The organism is Stutzerimonas kunmingensis (genome assembly GCF_002929225.1).
Classification (GTDB): Bacteria; Pseudomonadota; Gammaproteobacteria; order Pseudomonadales; family Pseudomonadaceae; genus Stutzerimonas.
In genome coordinates this window covers 664,479-685,229 of record NZ_PISM01000022.1, presented here as the reverse complement: position 1 = coordinate 685,229, position 20,751 = coordinate 664,479, and the positions used below count along the sequence as shown (strand labels likewise).

At 61.5% G+C, this 20,751-nt stretch carries 17 protein-coding genes and 2 tRNA genes; 3 read left to right on the top strand and 16 right to left on the bottom strand.

The features are described from left to right. Positions 1-85 precede the first annotated feature (85 nt). Positions 86-1,951 carry a diguanylate cyclase domain-containing protein gene (locus CW305_RS22345; RefSeq protein WP_042926648.1) on the top strand — a complete coding sequence of 622 codons (1,866 nt, stop codon included), beginning with the start codon at positions 86-88 and terminating at the stop codon, positions 1,949-1,951. On the opposite strand, the gene alr is transcribed toward CW305_RS22345, so the two are convergent. From alr to rnr, 9 genes are all read right to left on the bottom strand, one after another. Beyond that, positions 1,939-3,015: an alanine racemase gene (gene alr / locus CW305_RS22340; RefSeq protein ID WP_104099027.1), complete on the bottom strand. Its 1,077-nt coding sequence runs from the start codon at positions 3,013-3,015 to the stop codon at positions 1,939-1,941. The genes CW305_RS22345 and alr overlap by 13 nt on opposite strands. A gap of 131 nt (positions 3,016-3,146) precedes the next feature. Then, positions 3,147-4,541 (bottom strand): replicative DNA helicase, encoded by a 1,395-nt coding sequence (dnaB, locus tag CW305_RS22335; protein ID WP_014819054.1) that lies wholly within the window; start codon positions 4,539-4,541, stop codon positions 3,147-3,149. A gap of 103 nt (positions 4,542-4,644) precedes the next feature. Further along, complete coding sequence (rplI, locus tag CW305_RS22330; RefSeq protein ID WP_014819053.1) at positions 4,645-5,091, bottom strand: 50S ribosomal protein L9; 447 nt, start codon at positions 5,089-5,091, stop codon at positions 4,645-4,647. 21 nt (positions 5,092-5,112) lie between these two features. Continuing rightward, positions 5,113-6,006 (bottom strand): YybS family protein, encoded by an 894-nt coding sequence (locus tag CW305_RS22325; RefSeq protein WP_104099026.1) that lies wholly within the window; start codon positions 6,004-6,006, stop codon positions 5,113-5,115. Positions 6,007-6,040: 34 nt separating this feature from the next. Beyond that, a complete protein-coding gene (gene rpsR, locus CW305_RS22320; RefSeq protein WP_003283112.1) occupies positions 6,041-6,271 on the bottom strand; it encodes a 30S ribosomal protein S18 in 231 nt (76 codons plus the stop codon). 28 nt (positions 6,272-6,299) lie between these two features. Further along, the gene (rpsF, locus tag CW305_RS22315; RefSeq protein ID WP_003298557.1) at positions 6,300-6,716 is read right to left on the bottom strand and encodes a 30S ribosomal protein S6; all 417 of its coding nucleotides are present in this window, start codon (positions 6,714-6,716) and stop codon (positions 6,300-6,302) included. Between the two features lie 179 nt (positions 6,717-6,895). Then, complete coding sequence (locus tag CW305_RS22310; protein WP_045666713.1) at positions 6,896-9,064, bottom strand: PAS domain-containing protein; 2,169 nt, start codon at positions 9,062-9,064, stop codon at positions 6,896-6,898. 167 nt (positions 9,065-9,231) lie between these two features. Continuing rightward, positions 9,232-9,987, bottom strand: a complete 756-nt coding sequence (gene rlmB / locus CW305_RS22305; protein WP_014819050.1) for a 23S rRNA (guanosine(2251)-2'-O)-methyltransferase RlmB — start codon at positions 9,985-9,987, stop codon at positions 9,232-9,234. After that, the gene (gene rnr / locus CW305_RS22300) at positions 9,984-12,488 is read right to left on the bottom strand and encodes a ribonuclease R (RefSeq protein ID WP_104099025.1); all 2,505 of its coding nucleotides are present in this window, start codon (positions 12,486-12,488) and stop codon (positions 9,984-9,986) included. The genes rlmB and rnr overlap by 4 nt, the downstream gene beginning before the upstream one ends. A 204-nt stretch (positions 12,489-12,692) precedes the next feature. On the opposite strand from rnr, the gene CW305_RS22295 reads away from it, so the two are divergent. Next, positions 12,693-12,779: transfer RNA gene (locus CW305_RS22295), tRNA-Leu, on the top strand. A 114-nt stretch (positions 12,780-12,893) separates the two neighbouring features. After that, positions 12,894-12,980, top strand: a tRNA-Leu gene (locus tag CW305_RS22290). 138 nt (positions 12,981-13,118) lie between these two features. On the opposite strand, the gene CW305_RS22285 is transcribed toward CW305_RS22290, so the two are convergent. From CW305_RS22285 to miaA, 7 genes are all read right to left on the bottom strand, one after another. Then, positions 13,119-14,414 carry an adenylosuccinate synthase gene (locus CW305_RS22285; RefSeq protein WP_104099024.1) on the bottom strand — a complete coding sequence of 432 codons (1,296 nt, stop codon included), beginning with the start codon at positions 14,412-14,414 and terminating at the stop codon, positions 13,119-13,121. A gap of 87 nt (positions 14,415-14,501) precedes the next feature. Beyond that, positions 14,502-15,689 (bottom strand): ATP phosphoribosyltransferase regulatory subunit, encoded by a 1,188-nt coding sequence (locus tag CW305_RS22280; RefSeq protein ID WP_104099023.1) that lies wholly within the window; start codon positions 15,687-15,689, stop codon positions 14,502-14,504. A 280-nt stretch (positions 15,690-15,969) separates the two neighbouring features. Further along, the gene (gene hflC, locus CW305_RS22275) at positions 15,970-16,836 is read right to left on the bottom strand and encodes a protease modulator HflC (RefSeq protein WP_003298550.1); all 867 of its coding nucleotides are present in this window, start codon (positions 16,834-16,836) and stop codon (positions 15,970-15,972) included. Beyond that, complete coding sequence (hflK, locus tag CW305_RS22270; RefSeq protein WP_104099022.1) at positions 16,836-18,017, bottom strand: FtsH protease activity modulator HflK; 1,182 nt, start codon at positions 18,015-18,017, stop codon at positions 16,836-16,838. The genes hflC and hflK overlap by 1 nt, the downstream gene beginning before the upstream one ends. Before the next feature lie 98 nt (positions 18,018-18,115). After that, on the bottom strand, positions 18,116-19,417 hold the full coding sequence (hflX, locus tag CW305_RS22265) for a ribosome rescue GTPase HflX (RefSeq protein WP_104099021.1): 1,302 nt from the start codon (positions 19,415-19,417) through the stop codon (positions 18,116-18,118). A gap of 11 nt (positions 19,418-19,428) precedes the next feature. After that, complete coding sequence (hfq, locus tag CW305_RS22260) at positions 19,429-19,683, bottom strand: RNA chaperone Hfq (protein ID WP_003298547.1); 255 nt, start codon at positions 19,681-19,683, stop codon at positions 19,429-19,431. Between the two features lie 93 nt (positions 19,684-19,776). Next, complete coding sequence (miaA, locus tag CW305_RS22255; protein WP_104099020.1) at positions 19,777-20,748, bottom strand: tRNA (adenosine(37)-N6)-dimethylallyltransferase MiaA; 972 nt, start codon at positions 20,746-20,748, stop codon at positions 19,777-19,779. Between the last annotated feature and the right edge of the window lie 3 nt (positions 20,749-20,751).

Genomic DNA, 20,751 nt, shown 5'->3' with positions numbered 1-20,751 from the left:
GACCTTCGCGACAGGCGCGCGAAGTGTCACTGCCGCCCGCTATACTCGCGCGACTCAACCATTGCTTCGAGCCCGGGAGTGTCTGGTGCGCGTCGTCCTTTTCGCCTTGCTCCTGAGCCTTTGCAGCCAGGCCTCCGCTCATGCCGAAACCGCCCTCCTGAGTGCCAGTGACAGTGGCCGCGGACTGAATGCGCACGTCACGCTGCTGGCCGATCCCGGAGCCGAGCTGAACATCGACGACCTGCAACGCCCGGACGTAAAGGCGCGCTTCGTGCCAGCCGAAGGCAAGGCCAGTGTCGGACAGAGTCCGCATCCCTGGTGGATCCGCGTCAGCCTGCAACGGGAAAGCGATGCACCATTTCAATGGTGGCTGGAAGTCGGGTCGGTAACCCTGAAAGACCTGCGCATCTATTTGCCGGACGGCAACGGTGGCTGGATCGAGCGGCAATCCGGCGAACTGGTCGGGTTCAACGAAGGCCGCGACCATGCCTATCGGCGCATGCTGTTCAGGCTTCCGCCACTCGGTGACAGCCAGCCGGTGACCTTCTACCTGCGCAGCTACGACCCCGCCGGCAACTCCTTTCCGCTCAAGGTCTGGCAGCTCGATGCCCTGCAGGAGCAGGCGGTGGGCGAGAACCTGTTTCTCGGCCTGATCTACGGCGTCATCCTGGCGATGCTGCTGTACAACCTGTTCATCTTTCTCAGCCTGCGCGACAGCGCCTATTTCTGGTACGTGGTGACCACCACCGGCGCGTTGCTGATGATCCTGGCGATGACCGGCCATGGCTTTCAGTACCTCTGGCCGAACGGCCCGGTGCCCTTCTGGCTCGACCGCATCAGCATCCCGGCACTCTGGGGGTTCAGCGCCTGCCGCTTCACCCAGACGCTGTTGCAGACACGCCAGTTCGTGCCCTGGGCGCACCGCCTGCTGACCTTTGCCTTGACGCTGTATGTCACCGCCGTGCTGCTCAATGCCTTCGGTTGGCGCGCGTTCGGCGCCTGGGTATTCGTGGCGCTGGCGCTCACCGCGATTCCCGCCTCGCTGTGGGCTTCGTTCCGTCGCTGGCGCCAGGGCTATTTCCCCGCACTGCTTTATCTGCTCGGCTTCGGCGTGATCCTGGGTAGCGTCAACCTGCTCCTGCTGCGCGCCACAGGTGTGGTTCAGCCCGCGGCCTGGAACGCCTACCTCTTTCCGCTGGCGGTGACCGCAGAATCCATTCTGTTCTCCTTCGCGCTGGCCTACCGCATCCAGATCCTCAAGCAGGAACGGGCAGCAGCGCTGGAGCATGCCGATCAGGAAAAGAGCGCGCGACTGAGGCAGGTTCAGGCCAGTGCCGAGCAGCTCAGCCTGGCAGTGGAAACCCGCACCGCCGAGCTCGCCGAAGCCAACCGGCATCTCAGCGAACGAGAAGTCGAACTGAAGCAGGTCGCTTTTCACGACGCACTGACCGAGCTACCCAACCGGCGCTATCTCATCGAGCGTGTCGAGATGGCGTTGAGCGATGCCCGACGCCGCGGTGAATCCATCGCCCTGCTGCTCATCGACCTGGACCACTTCAAGCCCATCAACGATGGCCACGGCCACGATGCCGGCGATCTGCTGCTGCGTACGCTCAGTCAACGCCTGCGCGACCTGGTGCGCAGCAGCGACATGGCGGCACGCCTGGGTGGGGATGAATTTGCAGTACTGCTGACCGGCCCGAATGTCGAACAAGACGCCGCCCAGATCGCCGAGCGGCTGCTGCACGAGCTGTCGCAGCCGGTGCCCTACCGCGACGTCACGCTGGCCGTCACGATTAGCGTTGGCGCCGCATTCTTTCCACGCCATGCCGACGGATTTTCACAGCTGTACAAAGCTGCCGACGAGGCCCTCTACCGAGCCAAGCATCAAGGGCGCGGGAACTGGGTCCAGCAGGAAGAGCAAGCACGGCCCGCCGATCAACCGATGTAGCGGCGCGGTACACGCCCGGTCACCTTGGTCAGCAGCTCGTAGCCGATGGTCCCGCAGGCCTGGGCCAGCTCGTCGATTGGCATCTGCGCGCCCCACAACTCCACGGCATCCCCTACCTGCGCCTGCGGCAGATCGGTGAGATCCACCGCCAGCATGTCCATCGAGACCCGACCGGCCAGCGGTACGCGCTGGCCATGAATCACCACCGAGGTGCCCGAAGGCGCGGTACGCGGGTAACCATCGGCATAGCCGCAGCTGACCGTGCCGATTCGCGAGGCGCGTTGCGCGACCCAGCTGGCGCCATAGCCGACACTTTCACCTTCGGACACATCACGCACGGCGATCAGGGCACCGGTCAGCGTCATCACCGGGCGCAATCCAAGTTCCTGCGCACTCAGTTCGGCGAACGGCGTGGCGCCATAAAGCATGATGCCGGGACGAATCCAGGCCATATGTGCCTGCGGCAACGTCAACACCGCGGCAGAGTTGGCCAGCGAGCAGTTATCGAACTCCAGGGCCAGCAATTCGCTGTAGCGCTCCAGCTGCAACTCGGTCAGGGCATGACCGCGCTCATCGGCGCAGGCGAAGTGGCTGATCAGGTTGAGCTCGCCAATCTGTGCCTTGCCCCTGAGCCGCGCATGGCATTCGCGCAGGCCTTGCAGGGTGAAGCCCAGCCTGTGCATGCCCGAATCCAGCTTCAACCACACATTCAACGGCCGCGGCAGATCGGCCGCCAGCAACCAATCGGCCTGACGCTGATCCTGGATGGCAACATCCAGCCCAAGCTCGGCGGCGCGCAAATACTCAGCCGGCTCGAAGCAACCTTCCAGCAGCAGGATGCGGGCATCGGGCGCACTGAGGCGAACCTCTTCCGCTTCTTCCAGGCAGGCCACGGCATAGCCGTCGGCAATCTCGCGTAGCGCCGTAACCGCTTCCCGTGCGCCATGCCCGTAGGCATTGGCCTTGACCACGGCAAACGCCTGGCGCTGCGGGGCGCATTGCTTGGCGAGCAGGTAGTTGTGACGAAGCGCGGTCAGATCGACCGTGGCAACCAGCGGACGCATGAAGTTCTTCCTGTACAACGGCGGGTGGGCGAAATCTTACTCCTGTGGACCGGGCCGCGCAGGCTGGCGTTCGGCTGAGTCGGGCGGCAACAACATACAGCCCGCCGTCAAAAACGCCACAGCAGCTACGCTTACTCGTCGTCGAACTGGTAGCTGCCCGGTGCCAGGTTCTCGAAGCGTGAATAGCGGCCAAGGAACGCCAGACGCGTTGTGCCGATCGGACCGTTACGCTGCTTGCCGATGATAATTTCGGCGACGCCCTTGTACTCGGTTTCGGGGTGATAGACCTCGTCCCGGTATACGAACATGATGATGTCGGCGTCCTGCTCGATTGCCCCCGATTCACGCAAGTCGGAGTTCACCGGGCGCTTGTTGGGGCGCTGTTCGAGCGAGCGGTTGAGCTGCGACAGGGCGATCACCGGACAGTTGAATTCCTTGGCGAGGCCCTTGAGCGAGCGCGAAATCTCGGAAATCTCGTTGGTCCGGTTGTCGCCGCTCGAGCCTGGGATCTGCATCAGCTGCAGGTAGTCGACCATGATCATGGCGATCTCGCCGTGCTCACGGGCCAGGCGCCGGGTCCGCGCACGCATCTCCGACGGGCTGATACCGGCGGTATCGTCGATGAACAGCTTACGGTCGTTGAGCAGATTCACCGCGGAAGTCAGCCGTGGCCAGTCGTCGTCCTCAAGCTTACCTGCGCGGACCTTGGTCTGGTCGATGCGGCCGAGCGAAGCGAGCATACGAATGACGATGGAGTCCGCGGGCATTTCCAGGGAAAACACCAGTACCGCCTTGTCGGTGCGCAGCACGGCATTCTCGACAAGGTTCATGGCGAATGTCGTCTTACCCATGGACGGACGACCGGCAACGATGATCAGGTCAGCCGGTTGCAGTCCGTTGGTGGCTTCGTCGAGATCGGTAAAGCCGGTGGACAGGCCGGTGATCGCCTCACCCGCATTGAAGAGGGTGTCGATACGATCGATGGCTTTGACCAGGATGTCGTTGATGCCGATCGGTCCGCCGGTCTTGGGCCGCGCTTCGGCGATCTGGAAGATCAGGCGCTCGGCTTCGTCGAGAATTTCTTCGCCGGTACGCCCCTGTGGCGCGTAGGCGCTGTCGGCGATCTCGTTGCTGATGCCGATCAGCTGGCGCAATGTGGCGCGCTCGCGAATGATCTGCGCGTAGGCCTTGATGTTCGCCACCGAAGGCGTGTTCTTCGCCAGCTCACCGAGATAGGCCAGGCCGCCGACCTGCGGCAGGTGCCCTTCCTTGTCCAGTTGCTCGGACAGGGTGACCACGTCGAACGGCGAGTTGCGCTCGGCCAGGGTGAAGATGGCGCGGAAGATGAGGCGATGATCGTGGCGATAGAAATCGCCATCGGATACCTGATCAAGCACGCGCTCCCAGGCATTGTTGTCCAGCATCAGGCCGCCAAGCACCGCCTGCTCTGCCTCGATGGAGTGCGGCGGTACCTTGAGCGCTGCGGTTTCCAGATCGTATTGCTGGGGGACACTGATGTCGTTCATGGCACTCGGAATTCGAAACTACAAAAAAACAAAGGGCACGTTCCACTCGCGTGGAAACGTGCCCGATGTTACTCGTCAGGCACCAGCGGTGCCAGACGATGGCTTAGCCGGCTACGACGATCAGCTTGACGGTCGCTTCGACGTCGGTGTGCAGGTGCACAGCTACGTCGTACTCACCAACCTGACGGATGGTGCCGTTCGGCAGACGGACTTCGCTCTTCGCTACTTCAACGCCAGAGGCGGTCAGTGCGTCGGCGATGTCGTGAGTGCCGATGGAACCGAACAGCTTGCCCTCATCGCCCGCGGTAGCGGTGATGGTGACTTCCAGTTCGGCCAGCTGAGCGGCGCGAGTTTCGGCAGAAGCCTTACGCTCGGCAGCAGCTTTTTCCAGGTCAGCACGACGAGCTTCGAACTCGGCGATGTTGGCTGCGGTAGCAGCAGTAGCCTTGCGCTGCGGCAGCAGGTAGTTGCGACCGTAACCAGACTTGACGTTTACCTTGTCGCCCAGGTTGCCCAGGTTTGCGACTTTTTCCAGCAGGATGACTTCCATTTGAGTCTTACCTCTTAACTTTTAACCTTCACCGTTCGCAGGTCCCGCGCCATTCTTACCGGCTGCGCGACCACGAAAATCAAACAGACTGTCGACAATGGCCAAAACGGCCAGTAACGGATAAATCAACTGCATGAACAGCACCAGCGTGACGTACAGCCCCACCAGCCAGAATCGCGGCAGACGCCCCTGAGCCACCAGCCCGTGCATTAGCGCGATACCGGCAAACACCAGCGGTACACTGCACAACGGCGTCAAAACCGCCAGCTGCGCACCCAGGTTCGGTCCAAGCAGCATGCCGACCAGCAGCAGCACCGCCAGCAGTGGCGGGAACCGCAGCGTACGAAACTCACTGCCGAAACCGCCCGGGTTGTACAACGCTGCCTGCCAGTAACGACCAAGCATCAGGCTAAGCAGGGTGACGACCTGCAGCAGTGCAGCCAGAAGGCCGGTCAGTACCGGTGCCAACAAGGACTCCAAGCGTCCGCGCTCCTCCACCGAAAGCTGCTGATAGGCGCCTGACAATGCATCAGGCAACACTTTCTGCAGTTCGCTGGCCAGCGCCGCAATGGGCTCGCCGAACACCGCACCGAGAGCCCAGACATACAGCAGCCCAAGGCCCACACTGCACAACATCACCCGCACCCACGAAGCCTGACTGCGCAGCAGTAACGCCAGCCCCAGCGAGCCCAGCAATACCAGCAGGGTTCGCGGATCGCCGAAGTACCACCAGGCCAGTGCCGGCAATACCGCCCAGACCAGCACACCCAACGCATCGTTGAGGCCACGGCGCAACAACACCAGGCAGCCCGCGGCTGCACTCAGCCAGAACAACATGGGCAACGCTGCAGCACCCGCCACCACGAAGATGGCTTGCATACGGCCGCGCATGATGAACTCAGCCAGGGCACGCATGCGATTTATCCTTTACTTCTGTCGACCAGCCGGATCAACGGCCGTGGCTGTCGGTGTAGGGCAGCAGGGCCAGGTAGCGGGCGCGCTTGATAGCGGTAGCCAGCTGACGCTGATAACGTGCCTTGGTTCCGGTGATACGGCTAGGAACGATCTTGCCGGTCTCGGAGATATAGGCCTTCAGGGTGTTGAGATCTTTGTAGTCGATCTCTTTCACGCCTTCGGCGGTGAAACGGCAGAACTTACGACGACGGAAAAAACGTGCCATGAAATAGGCTCCTCAATAGATCCGTGGATTACTCGTCAGCGTTGTTATCGCTGTCACTGTCGCTCTCGTTGGAGCCGTCAGTGTTGTCAGGGCGATCACGACGCTCGCGGCGCTCGCTACGGTTTTCCTCGGCCTTGAGCATTTCAGACTGTTCGGTCTCGGCTTCGTCGCGACGAATGATCAGGTTACGGATGACGGCGTCGTTGTAGCGGAAGTTGTCTTCCAGCTCGGCCAGGGCCTTGCCACTGCACTCGACGTTCAGCATCACATAGTGAGCCTTGTGCACGTTGTTGATGGCGTAAGCCAGCTGACGACGGCCCCAGTCTTCCAGGCGGTGAATCTTGCCACCGTCTTCTTCGATCAGCTTGGTGTAACGCTCCACCATGCCGCCGACCTGCTCGCTCTGGTCCGGGTGAACCAGAAAGATGATTTCGTAATGACGCATAATTGCTCCTTACGGGTTGCAGCCTGCCGACTAAGCGGTCAGGCAAGGAGTGAATGACTTGTTGTCTTGCTTGCAGGTAGGCGCGCAAACGCCTGCCGTCCAGGCAAGGGGCGCCATTCTAGAGAAGGGCTGACAGCGGCGCAAGGCGAACTGGTGAATATTTAACCAGCTTTAGACATTCAGTTGCGCAGCGCCGCACGCTCGGCGCGAATACCATCGAGCAGCTCGCGAACCTGGTGGATATCGTACGGCTTCAGCATGGTACGCAACCGATCGAGACCCACATCCGAAGCATTGACCGCATAGCCCGAGGCGATCACCAGCGATAACCTCGGGTGACGCGCACTAGCTTCACGCGCCAGATCGATTCCGCTCATCCCGGCTAGGCCGACATCCGTCAGCAGCACGTCGAAAGGCTGCTGCCCCAGCGCCTCCAGGGCCTCTTCCGCTGTCTCGCTTGCGACGACCTGATGCCCTAGCTCCATCATCACTTCACCGGTAAGCATGCGCAGGGTCGGGTCATCCTCGACGAAGAGGATCTTCAGACTGGCATCATCGGCCGCGGGGTTTTCCACGACATCGTCAGGCTGCGGGTCGCCCGCCACCGCTTTGGCCGGACCTGCCGAGAGTTCACCTCCCGCGCCCTGCCGCTGCCCGTCATCGACGCAGCGCGGCAAATGCACATGCACGGCGGTACCACCGCGCTCGCCGCTCTCCAGCGTAACGAAGCCACCGCTCTGCTTGACGAATCCATAAACCATGCTCAAGCCGAGACCGGAGGCATTGCTGTCCTGCTTGGTGGTGAAGAAGGGTTCGAATGCCCGTGCGCGCACGTCGTCACTCATGCCGCCGCCCTCGTCGATGACACTGAGCAGGACGTAATCGCCACGCGAGTTGCCAGGCGCATCCTCGCCCAGCTGGCGATTCTCCAGACGCAGCACCACACGTCCGCTACCCGCCATCGCATCGCGCGCGTTGGAAGCGAGGTTCAACACTACGCTCTGTAGATTGCCGACATCGGCGAACACCGGCCATGGCTCGCCCAGCACCTCCAGCTCCAGCTGTACCGCCGAACCCAACGCCCCATTTAGCAGCTCGTGCATCTGCTCAAGCAGCTCCGGCAAGTGCACCTGGCGCGGCAGCAATGGTTGGCGGCTGGCGAAAGCCAGCAGCTGCGACGCCAGACGCGCACCCTTCTCGACCCCGCTGACGGCCGAGTCCAACCGTCGCGCTGCAGTCTGATCGCTACCGAGACCACGCCGCAGCAGCTGCAGGTTGCCTCCGATGATCTGCAGCATGTTGTTGAAATCGTGTGCGATGCCACCAGTCAGCTTGCCCACTGCCTCCAACCGCTGAGCCTGCTGCAGGGCCTGCTCGGCCACCTGTCGCTCGGCCTCACTTTGCTGCAGCGCCAGGGTTCGCTCACGGACCAGCTCTTCCAGGTGATCGCGATAACGCTGCAGCTCCGCCTCGTTGCGCTGCTGCTCGGTCACATCCTGCCCTTGAACAAAGATGCCAATGACCCCGCCGTCGTTCTCGACGATCGGCTGCAAAACGAAATCCAGAATCGCTTCCTGTGGCTCCTTGTCCGGATGGCGTCTCAGGAACAGCGATACACGTTTGCCGACATACGGCTGACCGGTGCGATAGACCTCGTCGAGCAGACCGATGAGGGCCTGCCCCTCGATCTCGGGCAATCCCTCGCGAACCGTCTTGCCAAGCAGCTGACGGTGCCCGGTGACCTGCCGATAGGCATCATTGACCAATTCATATACATGATCAGGGCCGCGCAGAAAGCAGACGAACCCAGGCGCCTGCGCGAACAGACGGCGCAGCTGCTCGCCTTCGGACTGCAGCAGCCTGGCACGGGACATTACGCCTTGCTCCAACTGCTGCAAGGGCTGCCGACCGGCTGCCGCCTGACTCAACGAGTCTTTCATTGCCTGCAGCTCGGTAATGTCCGAGGTGTGCTGCAGAATCGCAACGACCTCTCCCTGCTCATCCAGGATTGGCGTGTGCGTGGCGCTCCAGTAACGATCCTCGTAAACCGGGCCAAGCGGCGTTTGTCGCGCGATGGAGTAACGAATCACCGGCAACGTATCGACCGCCTTGCGGCTGAGCACCCGCGCAAACGAATCGAGCAACTCTTGCACTCGGGTCATCTCGGGACTGAGCGGATCGGCAGCGAAAGCTTCATGAAGGCGCTGACCCTGGATATCCGTCAGCTTTCGCCCGGTAAGCGTCAGGTAAGCGGCATTCGCATCCAGAATGACCAGGTCACGATCAAGCAGGACATAAGCATTCGGGGATAGCCGGAACAGACTTTCGAAAGACGGGCGCTGCTGCATACAACCTCCATGGTACGAGCCTGACGCCGCGTAACTAACCCAGCAAGGCTCCGGCAGCACCCGGAGCCCTCAAGCAAAATATGACGAGAAGCCGCTCTCCGCGGACGGGCCTGGACACCGATTGACCACAAAAAGGTCAATCGGTTTCAGATCAGCAGGTCAGGCGTTCAGCCAGCGACCTTGGCGCTCTTGCGCTGACGCAGCGCCTCGAACAGGCATACGCCGGTCGCCACAGAAACATTCAGACTGCTGACGCTGCCGGCCATGGGCAGGCGCACCAGATAATCACAGTGTTCACGCGTCAGGCGCCGCATACCGCGACCCTCGGCGCCCATGATAAGCACGATGGGCCCGGTGAGATCCTGATCGTAGAGTGATTGCTCAGCTTCGCCCGCCGTCCCCACGACCCATAATCCACGCTGCTGCAGCTTCTCCAGCGTACGCGCAAGGTTGGTCACGGCGACCAGCGGAATCACTTCCGCCGCACCGCAGGCAACCTTGCGCACGGTGGCATTGAGAGTGGCCGATTTGTCTTTCGGCACGATCACGGCGAGCGCACCGGCCGCGTCCGCGGTGCGCAGACAGGCACCGAGGTTGTGCGGATCCGTCACACCATCCAGCACCAACAGCAGCGGCGGGCCATCGGCGCGATCAAGCAATTCCTCGAGCATGGCCTCACCCCATACCTGACTGGGACTCACCTCGGCGACCACACCCTGATGCACGCCTTCGACCCAGGCATCCATCTCCCGCCGCTCACACTGCCCGACACTCACACGTGCCTGAGCAGCCAGCTCAATCACCATCTGGGCGCGCGGATCGCCGCGCCCCTCTGCCAGCCATACCTGCTTGACGCGCTTGGGATGATGGCGCAGCAATGCCTCGACAGCGTGCAGGCCGTAGATCTTTTCCAGCTGACTCATGACTTGGCCTTGCGCTTTCTGGCACCGCCACTCGAGCCGGTGGGTTTGTCACCTGACTTGGCTGCAGATTTCGGCTTGGCCGAGCCTGATCGCGACTTGCTCCCGCCCGCCGCCTTCTCGCTCTTGCCCTTCCTGCCGCCCTTCGCCTCGGCGAGCAATGCCTTCTTCAGCTCTCGACTCTTGCGCACATCGGCATTGCCCGGCTCGCGTCCACGGCTCGCACCGTCACGCTGCCCCGGAGCAGACTTGGTACCACCACCGATCAGCTCGAAATCGATCTTGCGCTCATCCAGATCGACGCGCATGACGCGCACCTCGACGCTGTCGCCGAGACGGAAACTGCGCCCACTGCGCTCACCGGACAACCGGTGGTGCAACGGATCGAAGTGGTAGTAGTCGCCCGGCATGGCAGTGACATGCACCAGCCCTTCTACGTAGATGTCTGTCAGCTCGACGAACAGGCCGAAGCCAGTCACCGCAGTAATCACACCAGGGAAGGCCTCGCCGACACGATCCTTCATGAACTCGCACTTAAGCCAGTTAGTGACGTCGCGGGTAGCTTCGTCGGCGCGTCGCTCGGTCATCGAGCATTGCTCGCCCAGCTGCTCCAGCGCGGCTTCGTCGTACGGATAGATTCGCGCCTTGGGCATGCTGGTAGCGCCTTCGCGGCGCACATGAGGCGTGTCTCGACGGGAGCGGATGACACTGCGAATGGCGCGATGCACCAGCAGATCGGGATAACGCCTGATTGGCGAAGTGAAGTGGGCGTAAGCCTCGTAGTTCAGGCCAAAGTGACCATTGTTCTCGGCGCTGTATACGGCCTGACTCAGCGAGCGCAGCATGACCGTCTGGATCACATGGAAATCCGGGCGCCCCTGAATCTGCTCCAGCAGCGCCTGGTAATCCTTCGGCGTCGGACCTTCCTTGCCCTTGTGCAACGAGAGACCCAGTTCACCGAGAAAGGCGCGCAGCTTTTCCTGGCGCTCCAGCGGCGGCGCATCGTGGACACGATAAAGCGCTGGGATCTCATGCTTCTGCAGGAATGCCGCCGTGGCGACGTTGGCGCAGAGCATGCACTCCTCGATCAGCTTGTGCGCATCGTTGCGCTCGGTCGGCTTGATCTCGGCGATCTTGCGATCGGCACCGAAGACGATACGCGTTTCCTGGGTCTCGAAATCGATCGCGCCGCGAGTATGACGCGCCTTGAGCAGCACCTTGTAGAGCGAATAGAGCTGCTTGAGATGCGGCAACACTTCGGCGTACTCCCCGCTCAGCCGCTTGCCTTCGGCTGACTTGGGCTGCTCCAGCATCGCGCTGACCTTGTTGTAGGTCAGTCGCGCATGGGAATGAATCACCGCCTCGTAGAACTGGTAGTCGGTCATCTTTCCCGACTTGCTCAGCGTGATCTCGCAGACCATGGCCAGGCGATCGACCTGCGGATTCAGCGAACAGAGCCCGTTGGAAAGCTGCTCGGGCAGCATGGGCACCACCCGCTCAGGGAAGTACACCGAGTTGCCGCGAACCACGGCCTCCTTGTCGAGCGCCGAGTCGACCTTGACGTAGTGCGACACGTCGGCAATGGCGACATACAGGCGGAAACCTCCTGTCAGGAGCTTCCAGCCGCCAGGCTTCTCGCAATAGACCGCATCGTCGAAGTCGCGCGCGTCTTCACCATCGATGGTCACGAACGGTAGATGGCGCAGATCGACGCGCTTGTGCTTGTCCTTTTCCTCGACCTCGAGCTTCAGCCGGGACGCTTCCTTCAGCACCGCTTCCGGCCAGACATGCGGGATATCGAAGCTGCGTAGCGCCACGTCGATTTCCATGCCCGGCGCCATGTAGTTGCCGATCACCTCAACGATGTCGCCCTGCGGCTGGAAGCGCTGGGTCGGCCAGTGAGTGATCTTGACCTCGACAAACTGCCCCGGTTTGGCGTCGAGCGCGCGGCCCGGCGTCACCAGCACTTCCTGCTGGATTTTCGGGTTGTCAGGAATGACAAAACCGACGTCGCTCTCAATGTGGTAGCGACCAACGATGCTTTCGTGAGCCCGACTGATCACTTCAACGATCGCGCCCTCACGACGCCCACGCCGATCAAGCCCGGCAACGCGCGCCAGACAGCGGTCGCCGTCGAACACCAGGCGCATCTGCGCGGGGCTGAGAAACAGGTCATCGCTGCCGTCATCCGGGATGAGAAAGCCGAAGCCGTCGCGGTGCCCACTGACGCGACCGCAGACCAGGTCCAGCTTGTCCACCGGGGCATAGGTGCCGCGCCGGGTGTAGATTAGCTGACCATCACGCTCCATCGCTCGCAGGCGGCGACGCAGCGCTTCGATATCTTCTTCGGACACCAGTCCGAACTCTTCAACCAGCTCTTCGCGGGCCGCCGGGGAGCCGCGCTCACCGAGATGCTGGAGAATCAGCTCGCGACTGGGAATGGGGTTGTCGTACTTTTCCGCTTCACGAGCGGCCTCGGGATCGAGGGATTGCCAATCGGCCATTAAGAGATGTCACCTTTCATTCATTTATAGGGCCAGAACGCCCTTCTTCTATTGAAGCGCGAATCGCTCCCGGACGGCAGCTTTCACGCGAATTATTTTTCGCCATCAGGGGTTTACAAGGCCAAACCTCAGCCGTATAGTTCGCGCCCACAATGTCTGGCAGACGTTGTAACACGGAAACGGCTTAGTATCATCGTTTCTAGTGCCCAGGTGGCGGAATTGGTAGACGCACTAGGTTCAGGTCCTAGCGGTGGCAACACCGTGGAAGTTCGAGTCTTCTCCTGGGCACCACTTATTCAAATGAAACCCGCTGCGACATGGCGAGTCTCATGCAAGACGAAGAAGCCGACTTCGACCGATCTGATCGGTGAAATGGCAAAAGTCGGTGAGCGATCATCGCAATGTGCCCAGGTGGCGGAATTGGTAGACGCACTAGGTTCAGGTCCTAGCGGTGGCAACACCGTGGAAGTTCGAGTCTTCTCCTGGGCACCACTCTTCAAGAAAAAACCGAGCCCTGGCTCGGTTTTTTCGTTTCGGCGAGCAACTGATTGAACTGCCCCTTCCGATAGCCGGCAACGCCAGACAAAAGAAGACCGCCCGAAGGCGGTCTTTTTGTACCTGCAGCCTAGATCAGGCGTAAGGGTGGCGCAGCACAATGGTTTCGTTGCGATCCGGGCCGGTGGAGATGATATCCACCGGCGCCTCGACCAGCTCCTCGAGACGCTTGATGTACGCGCGCGCATTGGCGGGCAGCTCATCAATGGTCTTCGCACCAACAGTCGACTCGCTCCAGCCCGGCATCTCTTCGTATACCGGCTGCAGGCCGTCATAGCTGTCCGCATCGGTCGGCGCGTCAACCAGAACATCGCCGTTACGATCCTTGTAACCGACACATATGCGGATGGTTTCCAGACCATCGAGCACGTCGAGCTTGGTCAGGCAGATGCCGGATATACTATTGATCTCGATGGCACGACGCAGGATCACTGCATCGAACCAGCCACAGCGCCGCGCACGACCGGTAGTGGAACCGAACTCGTGACCGCGCTCGGCCAGGCGAGCACCGATATCATCGAACAGCTCGGTCGGGAACGGACCGGAACCCACGCGCGTGGTGTATGCCTTGGTGATACCGAGAATGTAATCCAGATACAGCGGACCGAAGCCCGAACCGGTGGCAGTGCCGCCGGCAGTGGTGCTGGAGCTGGTGACGTAGGGATAGGTGCCATGGTCGATGTCCAGCAGCGAGCCCTGCGCGCCCTCGAACATGATGCAGGCGCCCTGCTTGCGCAGCTCGTGCAGGCGGGCGGTGACATCGGTGATCAACGGCTTGAGGATTTCCGCGTAGCCGAGCGCCTCATCTAGGGTCTTCTGGAAATCAACCGGCTCGACCTTGTAGAAGTTCTGCAGCACGAAGTTGTGGTATTCCAGCAGCTCGCGCAGCTTGACCGCGAAGCGCTCTGGGTTGAACAGGTCAGCAATGCGCAGGCCGCGACGTGCAACCTTGTCCTCGTAAGCCGGGCCAATGCCACGACCCGTCGTACCGATCTTGCCTTCCGAGCGCGAAGCCTCACGCGCCTGATCCAGCGCCACGTGGTACGGCAGGATCAGCGTACAGGACGGACTGATGCGCAGGCGCTCGCGTACCGGCACGCCCTTTTCTTCCAGCTTGGTGATCTCACGCAGCAGCGCATCGGGAGCGACCACCACGCCGTTGCCGATCAGACACTGCACATTGTCACGCAGGATGCCGGACGGAATCAGGTGCAGCACGGTCTTCTCACCGTCGATGACCAGGGTATGTCCGGCATTGTGGCCGCCCTGGTAACGCACGACCGCAGCCGCCTGATCGGTCAGCAGATCGACGATCTTGCCCTTGCCCTCATCACCCCACTGGGTGCCCAGGACCACGACGTTCTTACCCATAACCCTCTGTCCTCTTCGGCGAAGCATGCCGGTCGCAACCGGCGATAATCGAAACCAGGCCAGCGCCGCAGCGCGGCGCCACAGCCATCAGGACGCCAGCGAAGCCACCGTCCAGACACCATCCTTCAATTGCAATTGCCGGTCGCAGCCGAGCTGCGCAGCATCGGCTCGCGACTGCCCATCAAGGGCTTGCACCACGCGCTCACCCTGACGCCGCAGCTGACGGACCGCATCCCACAGACCCGGTTCACCGTCTTGCGGCGCCCAAACGCCCGACACAGGCGCGGAAAGATCAGCACCGCCCAGACTGACCAGCGTCTTCAGGTCGGTGGAGAAACCCGTCGCCGGGCGTGCGCGACCGAAGTCGGCACCAATGTCGTCATAACGACCACCCTGCGCGATCGACTGACCGACGCCGGGTACGAACACCGCGAACACCACTCCAGTATGGTAGTGATAGCCACGCAACTCGCCCAAATCGAAATACAGCGGCACATCCGGATAACGCGCCGCCAACTGATCGGCAATGGCCGTCAGCGTTTCCAGCGCGGCCCGCACCTCGGCGGGCGCAGCCGCCAGCGCCATACGCGCCTGATCGAGCACTTCCCGTCCGCCGCACAGCCGCGCCAGCGCGCGCAGCATGCCGGTCAAGGCAGGATCGAGCGCAGCAGTCTGCTCGGCAATCTCGTCCATCGCCTTGCGCTGCAGCGCATCGAACAACCGCTGCTCGGCTTCGCCGCTCAGCCCGGCAGCCTTGGCCAGACCGCGATAGATGCCCACATGCCCGAGATCCATATGCACATCCGGCACCTCTGCAAGCTCAAGCATTTCCAGCATCAGACTGATGACCTCGATATCACTGGCAGCAGACGCATCACCATACAGCTCAGCCCCCAACTGGATAGGGCTGCGCGAGGTGGAAAGCGCCTGCGGCTTGGCATGCAACACACTACCGGCATAGCACAGGCGACTGGGACCTTCGCGACGCAGGGTATGCGCGTCGACCCGGGCCACTTGTGGCGTGATATCAGCCCGCAGCCCCATCTGGCGACCGGAAAGCGGGTCGATGACCTTGAACGTACGCAGATCCAGATCCTGCCCGGAACCGGTGAGCAACGACTCGAGAAACTCCACGTGCGGGGTGATGACCAGCTCGTAGCCCCAGCACTGGAACAGGTCCAGCACGCGCCGACGCGCCGTTTCGATACGCGCCGCCTCCGGCGGCAGCACCTCTTCGATGCCATCTGGCAAAAGCCAGCGGTCTACCGTTGCCATTCGCGAAATCACCTCTCGTTCCGGTAAGCCCAGACGAAAACCGCGGCAGCAGCCTTAGCCGGCCTTCGGTCGCGTGCAGTTGTATTCGAACCATGGCATCCGAGCCATGCCCTGTGAAGGGATCGGCATGACCGCTGCATGCCTGGGATAGCCTGCGACCTCAAGGGCACAGACGCAAAAAAGCCGGGATTTTCCCGGCTGGCGGATCATAGCAATCTTTTCTCTAACGGTCACCCGACGGCACGCCCGTGCCGCCGGGGAACCTTCATCTCGCCATCAACTAGTTGCTCTTTTCCAGATAACGGAAGAAATCGCTCTTCGGATCGAGCACCAACACGTCTTCCTTGCTGGAGAAGCTCTCGCGATAAGCCTGCAGACTGCGATGGAAGGCATAGAACTCCTGATCCTGACCATACGCCGCGGCATAGATGGCAGCAGCCTGAGCATCGCCATCACCGCGCAGCTCCTCAGCCTCGCGGAACGCCTCGGCCAGCAGGACACGGCGCTGACGATCGGCGTCGGCACGGATACCTTCGGCTAGCTCTTTACCTTTGGCGCGATGCTCACGAGCCTCACGCTCACGCTCAGAGCTCATCCGCTCGAACACGCTGCGATTGACTTCCCGCGGCAGATCAATGCCCTTGACGCGCACATCGACCACTTCGATGCCCAGCTCCTGTTGAGCGGCGCGGTTCAGACTGGTTGTGACCTGAGCCATCAGCTCATCACGCTGACCGGACACGGACTCGTGCAACGTGCGCTTACCGAACTGGTCACGCAACGCCGCCTCCAGACGGCGAGCCAGGCGCTCATCGGCAATCTGCTTCATCCCCGAGGTCGCGGTGTAGAAGCGCTCGGCATCATCCACACGCCACTTGGCGTAGGAGTCGACCATCAGCGCTTTTTTTTCCAGGGTCAGGAAACGGGAAGTCGTAGTATCCAGTGTCAGCAGTCGCGCATCGAATTTGCGCACCGAGTTCACGTACGGAATCTTCATGTGCAGGCCAGGCTTCACATCAGGCTCGACGATGCGGCCGAAGCGCAGCAGGACTGCACGCTCGGTCTGCGAGACGATGTAGAAGCTGTTCCACAGAACGATTGCCGCCACAACGCCCACGATCAGGGCGGTAAGGGATTTATTGCTCATCAGCGGCTCTCCCTCGTACGAACTTCACGCGGATCCAGCCCCGGCGGCAGACGGGTGCCCTGGGTAGCCGCGCCCGACGCAACTCCGGCCGGAGCCGGCGTGCTCGCACCACGACTGTTGATCATCTTGTCCAGCGGCAGATAGAGCAGGTTCTGCCCGCTGTCACCACTCACCATGACCTTGCTGGTATTGCTCATGACTTCCTGCATGGTTTCCAGATACAGGCGCTCGCGCGTCACTTCCGGCGCCTTGCGATATTCGGCGACCAGCTTGCTGAAGCGATCCGCCTCACCCTGAGCGCGGGAAATCACCGCGTCGCGGTAACCACTGGCTTCTTCCAGCATGCGCTGGGCCTGACCGCGGGCTTCGGGAATCACGCCATTGGCGTACGACTCGGCCTGGTTCTTTTCACGCTGCTCGTCTTCACGCGCGCGAATCACGTCATCGAACGCTTCCTGCACCTCACGCGGCGCAGCTGCGCTCTGCAGGTTGACCTGGGTGACGACGATACCTGTGGCGTAATTGTCGAGGAAACGCTGCAAGCGCTCCTTGACCTCGCCAGCCATCACTTCACGACCTTCAGTCAGCACCTGATCCATGGCGGTCGAACCCACCACATGCCGCACGGCGCTGTCGGTCGCATGTTGCAGGCTTACTTCAGGCTGATCGACATTGAGCACGAACGCCTGAAGATTGCTGATCTTGTACTGAACGGTGAGCGGCACCTCGATGATGTTCTCATCCTCGGTGAGCATCTGCCCCTGCTTGCTGTAAGAACGCTCGCGGGTGACGTTTTCCTGGAACTTGCGATCGATCGGCGGGAAGTAGATGTTCAGGCCCGGCCCGACCGTCTCGTGATACTTGCCGAAGCGCAGCACGACGGCCTGCTCCTGCTCGTCGACGATATAGATCGCATTGAACAGCCAGACAGCCAGCAGCACGACCAGGGCAATCCAAACCAGACCGAAGCCGCCGCGCTTGCCGCTGCCACCGAAATTGCTGCCGCCGCCACGCTTCTTGCCACCGAACATGCCGTTCAGGCTGTCCTGCAGCTTGCGGAAAGCCTCATCGAGATCCGGCGGGCCTTTCTGGTCGCCACCGCCACCACCGCGACGGCCACCGCCACCACTGCCCCAGGGATCCTGGTTGTTCGAGTTGCCACCCGGCTCATTCCAAGCCATAGCGCTCTCCATTCAAATAAAGCTAAAGGCGCGCCCACGGCGCGCCCACCAATGCTACAGAAAGCCCCGAACTACCGGCAAAATTGCCACTAGAGGCTTTATTGCAAAGTGTGTTGCTCGATGAACTCATCCACCCGCAACCCTTCGCGACTGATCAAGCGATTCAATTCGATTCTTGGCAAGCGAACTTCCAGCAGGCTGCCACCCTCGTCATCATGCGTTTCCCGTTGCACCGCGCTGAGCTCGAAGAACTGCGCCCGCAGCCGCCCGAGCCGCTGCGGCAGGCGCAGCGTCCCGACAAACAGATCGTTGCCCAACAGCTCGGCAATGGCCTGGCGCACCAGATCCAGCCCCAATCCATCACGAGCGGACACCCAGACACGCTGCGGCTTGCCATCGGCGTCGCGCTGAATCTGCGGCTCGATGCCCTCCATCAGGTCAACCTTGTTATAGACCTCGAGCATCGGCAACTCGTTGGCGCCGATCTCACCGAGCACCGCCAGCACCTGCTCGATCTGCTGATCGCGCTCTGGCTCGTGCGCATCGATGACATGCAAGAGAAGATCGGCGTTGCTGGACTCTTCCAGCGTAGCCCTGAAGGACTCCACCAACTTGTGTGGCAGATGACGGATGAAACCCACGGTGTCGGCCAGCACCACCGGCCCGACATCATCCAGCTCAAGCCGCCGCAAAGTCGGATCGAGCGTGGCGAACAGCTGATTGGCCGCGTACACATCCGACTCGGTCAGCGCATTGAACAAGGTGGACTTGCCGGCGTTGGTGTAACCAACCAGCGACACGGAGGGTATATCGGCACGACGACGCCCGCGACGGGCCTGCTCGCGCTGACCGCGGACCTTTTCCAGGCGCTGCTTGATTTGCCGGATGCGCACACGCAGCAAGCGGCGGTCGGTTTCCAGCTGGGTTTCACCCGGGCCACGCAGACCGATACCGCCCTTCTGTCGCTCAAGGTGAGTCCAGCCGCGAACCAGGCGCGTACTCATGTGCTCAAGCTGGGCCAGTTCGACCTGTAGCTTGCCTTCATGGGTGCGTGCGCGCTGGGCGAAGATATCCAGAATCAGACCGGTACGATCCAGCACGCGACATTCGAGCGCTCGCTCGAGGTTGCGCTCCTGGCTAGGCGTCAGGGTGTGATTGAAGATCACCAACTCGGCCTCGCCATCCTTGACGAGGTCATGCAGCTCCTCGACCTTGCCACTGCCGATGAGGAACTTGGCGGACGGCTGATGCCGGGCGACATTGACGAAGCCAATCGCCTCGGCGCCTGCCGAGCGCGCCAGCTCCTGGAATTCCTGAGGGTCCTCGCGCGCCGCGGGGTCCTGGCCGTCCAGGTGCACCAGGATAGCCCGCTCACCACCACCGGGACGTTCGAAGAACAAAGAAACCTACCTCAGTCGTTGCTCGACTCGGATTGCTCGGCATCACCAGCGGTCGGCAGGCGCACAGGGCGGCCCGGAACCACAGTGGAGATGGCGTGCTTGTAGACCATCTGGCTGACGGTGTTTTTCAGAAGAATGACGAACTGGTCGAAGGATTCGATCTGGCCCTGCAGCTTGATGCCGTTGACCAGATAGATGGAAACCGGGACGCGTTCCTTACGCAGTGTGTTGAGGTAAGGGTCTTGTAGCGAATGCCCTTTTGACATGTGCCGCACTCCTTAGAGGATCTGTTTTCATTAGTGTTCTAAAAGTACAACCGACGATCCACTTGTCTGAGAATAGACGGTCAATTCGCAGTGTCAGCTCAATATGGAGAGCGATTGCAGGTATTTCAATGCGCGCGGCAGATTGTCGCGGGACAAACTGTCCAGCCAGTGCATCTCCCCCCAGCTTCGCAACCAGGTGAACTGCCGTTTGGCCAGTTGCCGGGTTGCGATGATGCCGCGCTCCACCATTTCCTCTCGGGTCAATGATCCGTCCAGATATTCCCAGACCTGACGATAACCAACCGCTCGAATCGACGGCATGCCAAGGTGCAGATCACCCCGATTCCTCAGGGCTTCGACCTCTTCGACAAAGCCCTGTTCAACCATGTGCAGGAAACGTCTCTCGATGCGTTCATGCAAGATGTGGCGTTGTGCGGGGGCGATGCACAGTTGCGCGACAGTATAAGGCAAGACTCCTGAGCCTGGAGCGTCTGCGACGGCTTTTTGCGACCTTTGTCGGGCGCGGTGCTCGCTCATGGTCAAGCCGCTGACGCGATATACCTCCAGTGCGCGTACCAGCCGCTGCGGATCGTTAGGATGAATGCGCGCTGCCGACTCCGGATCCACCTGGGCCAGCTGATCGTGCAGCACCTGCAACCCTTGCGTCGCGGCCAGCGCCTCGAGCTCGGCACGTAGCAACGGGTCAGCTGCCGGCATATCGGCGAGTCCTTCCTGCAACGCCTTGAAATACAACATGGTGCCGCCAACCAGCAGAGGAATTCGGCCAGCCGCGCTGATCTCGGCCATGGCCGCCAGGGCATCTGCGCTGAACTCTGCAGCCGAGTAGCTCTCGGCCGGGTCGAGGATGTCCACCAGACGATGGGGAAACTCGGCCAACACCTCAGCCGACGGCTTCGCCGTGCCGATATCCATGCTGCGATAGACCAGCGCCGAATCGACACTGATCAGCTCGCAGGGCAGCAAGCGCGCCAGTTCCAACGCAAGATCGGTCTTGCCCGACGCAGTGGGCCCCATGAGAAAGATGGCAGGAGGGAGAGCGGACATCAG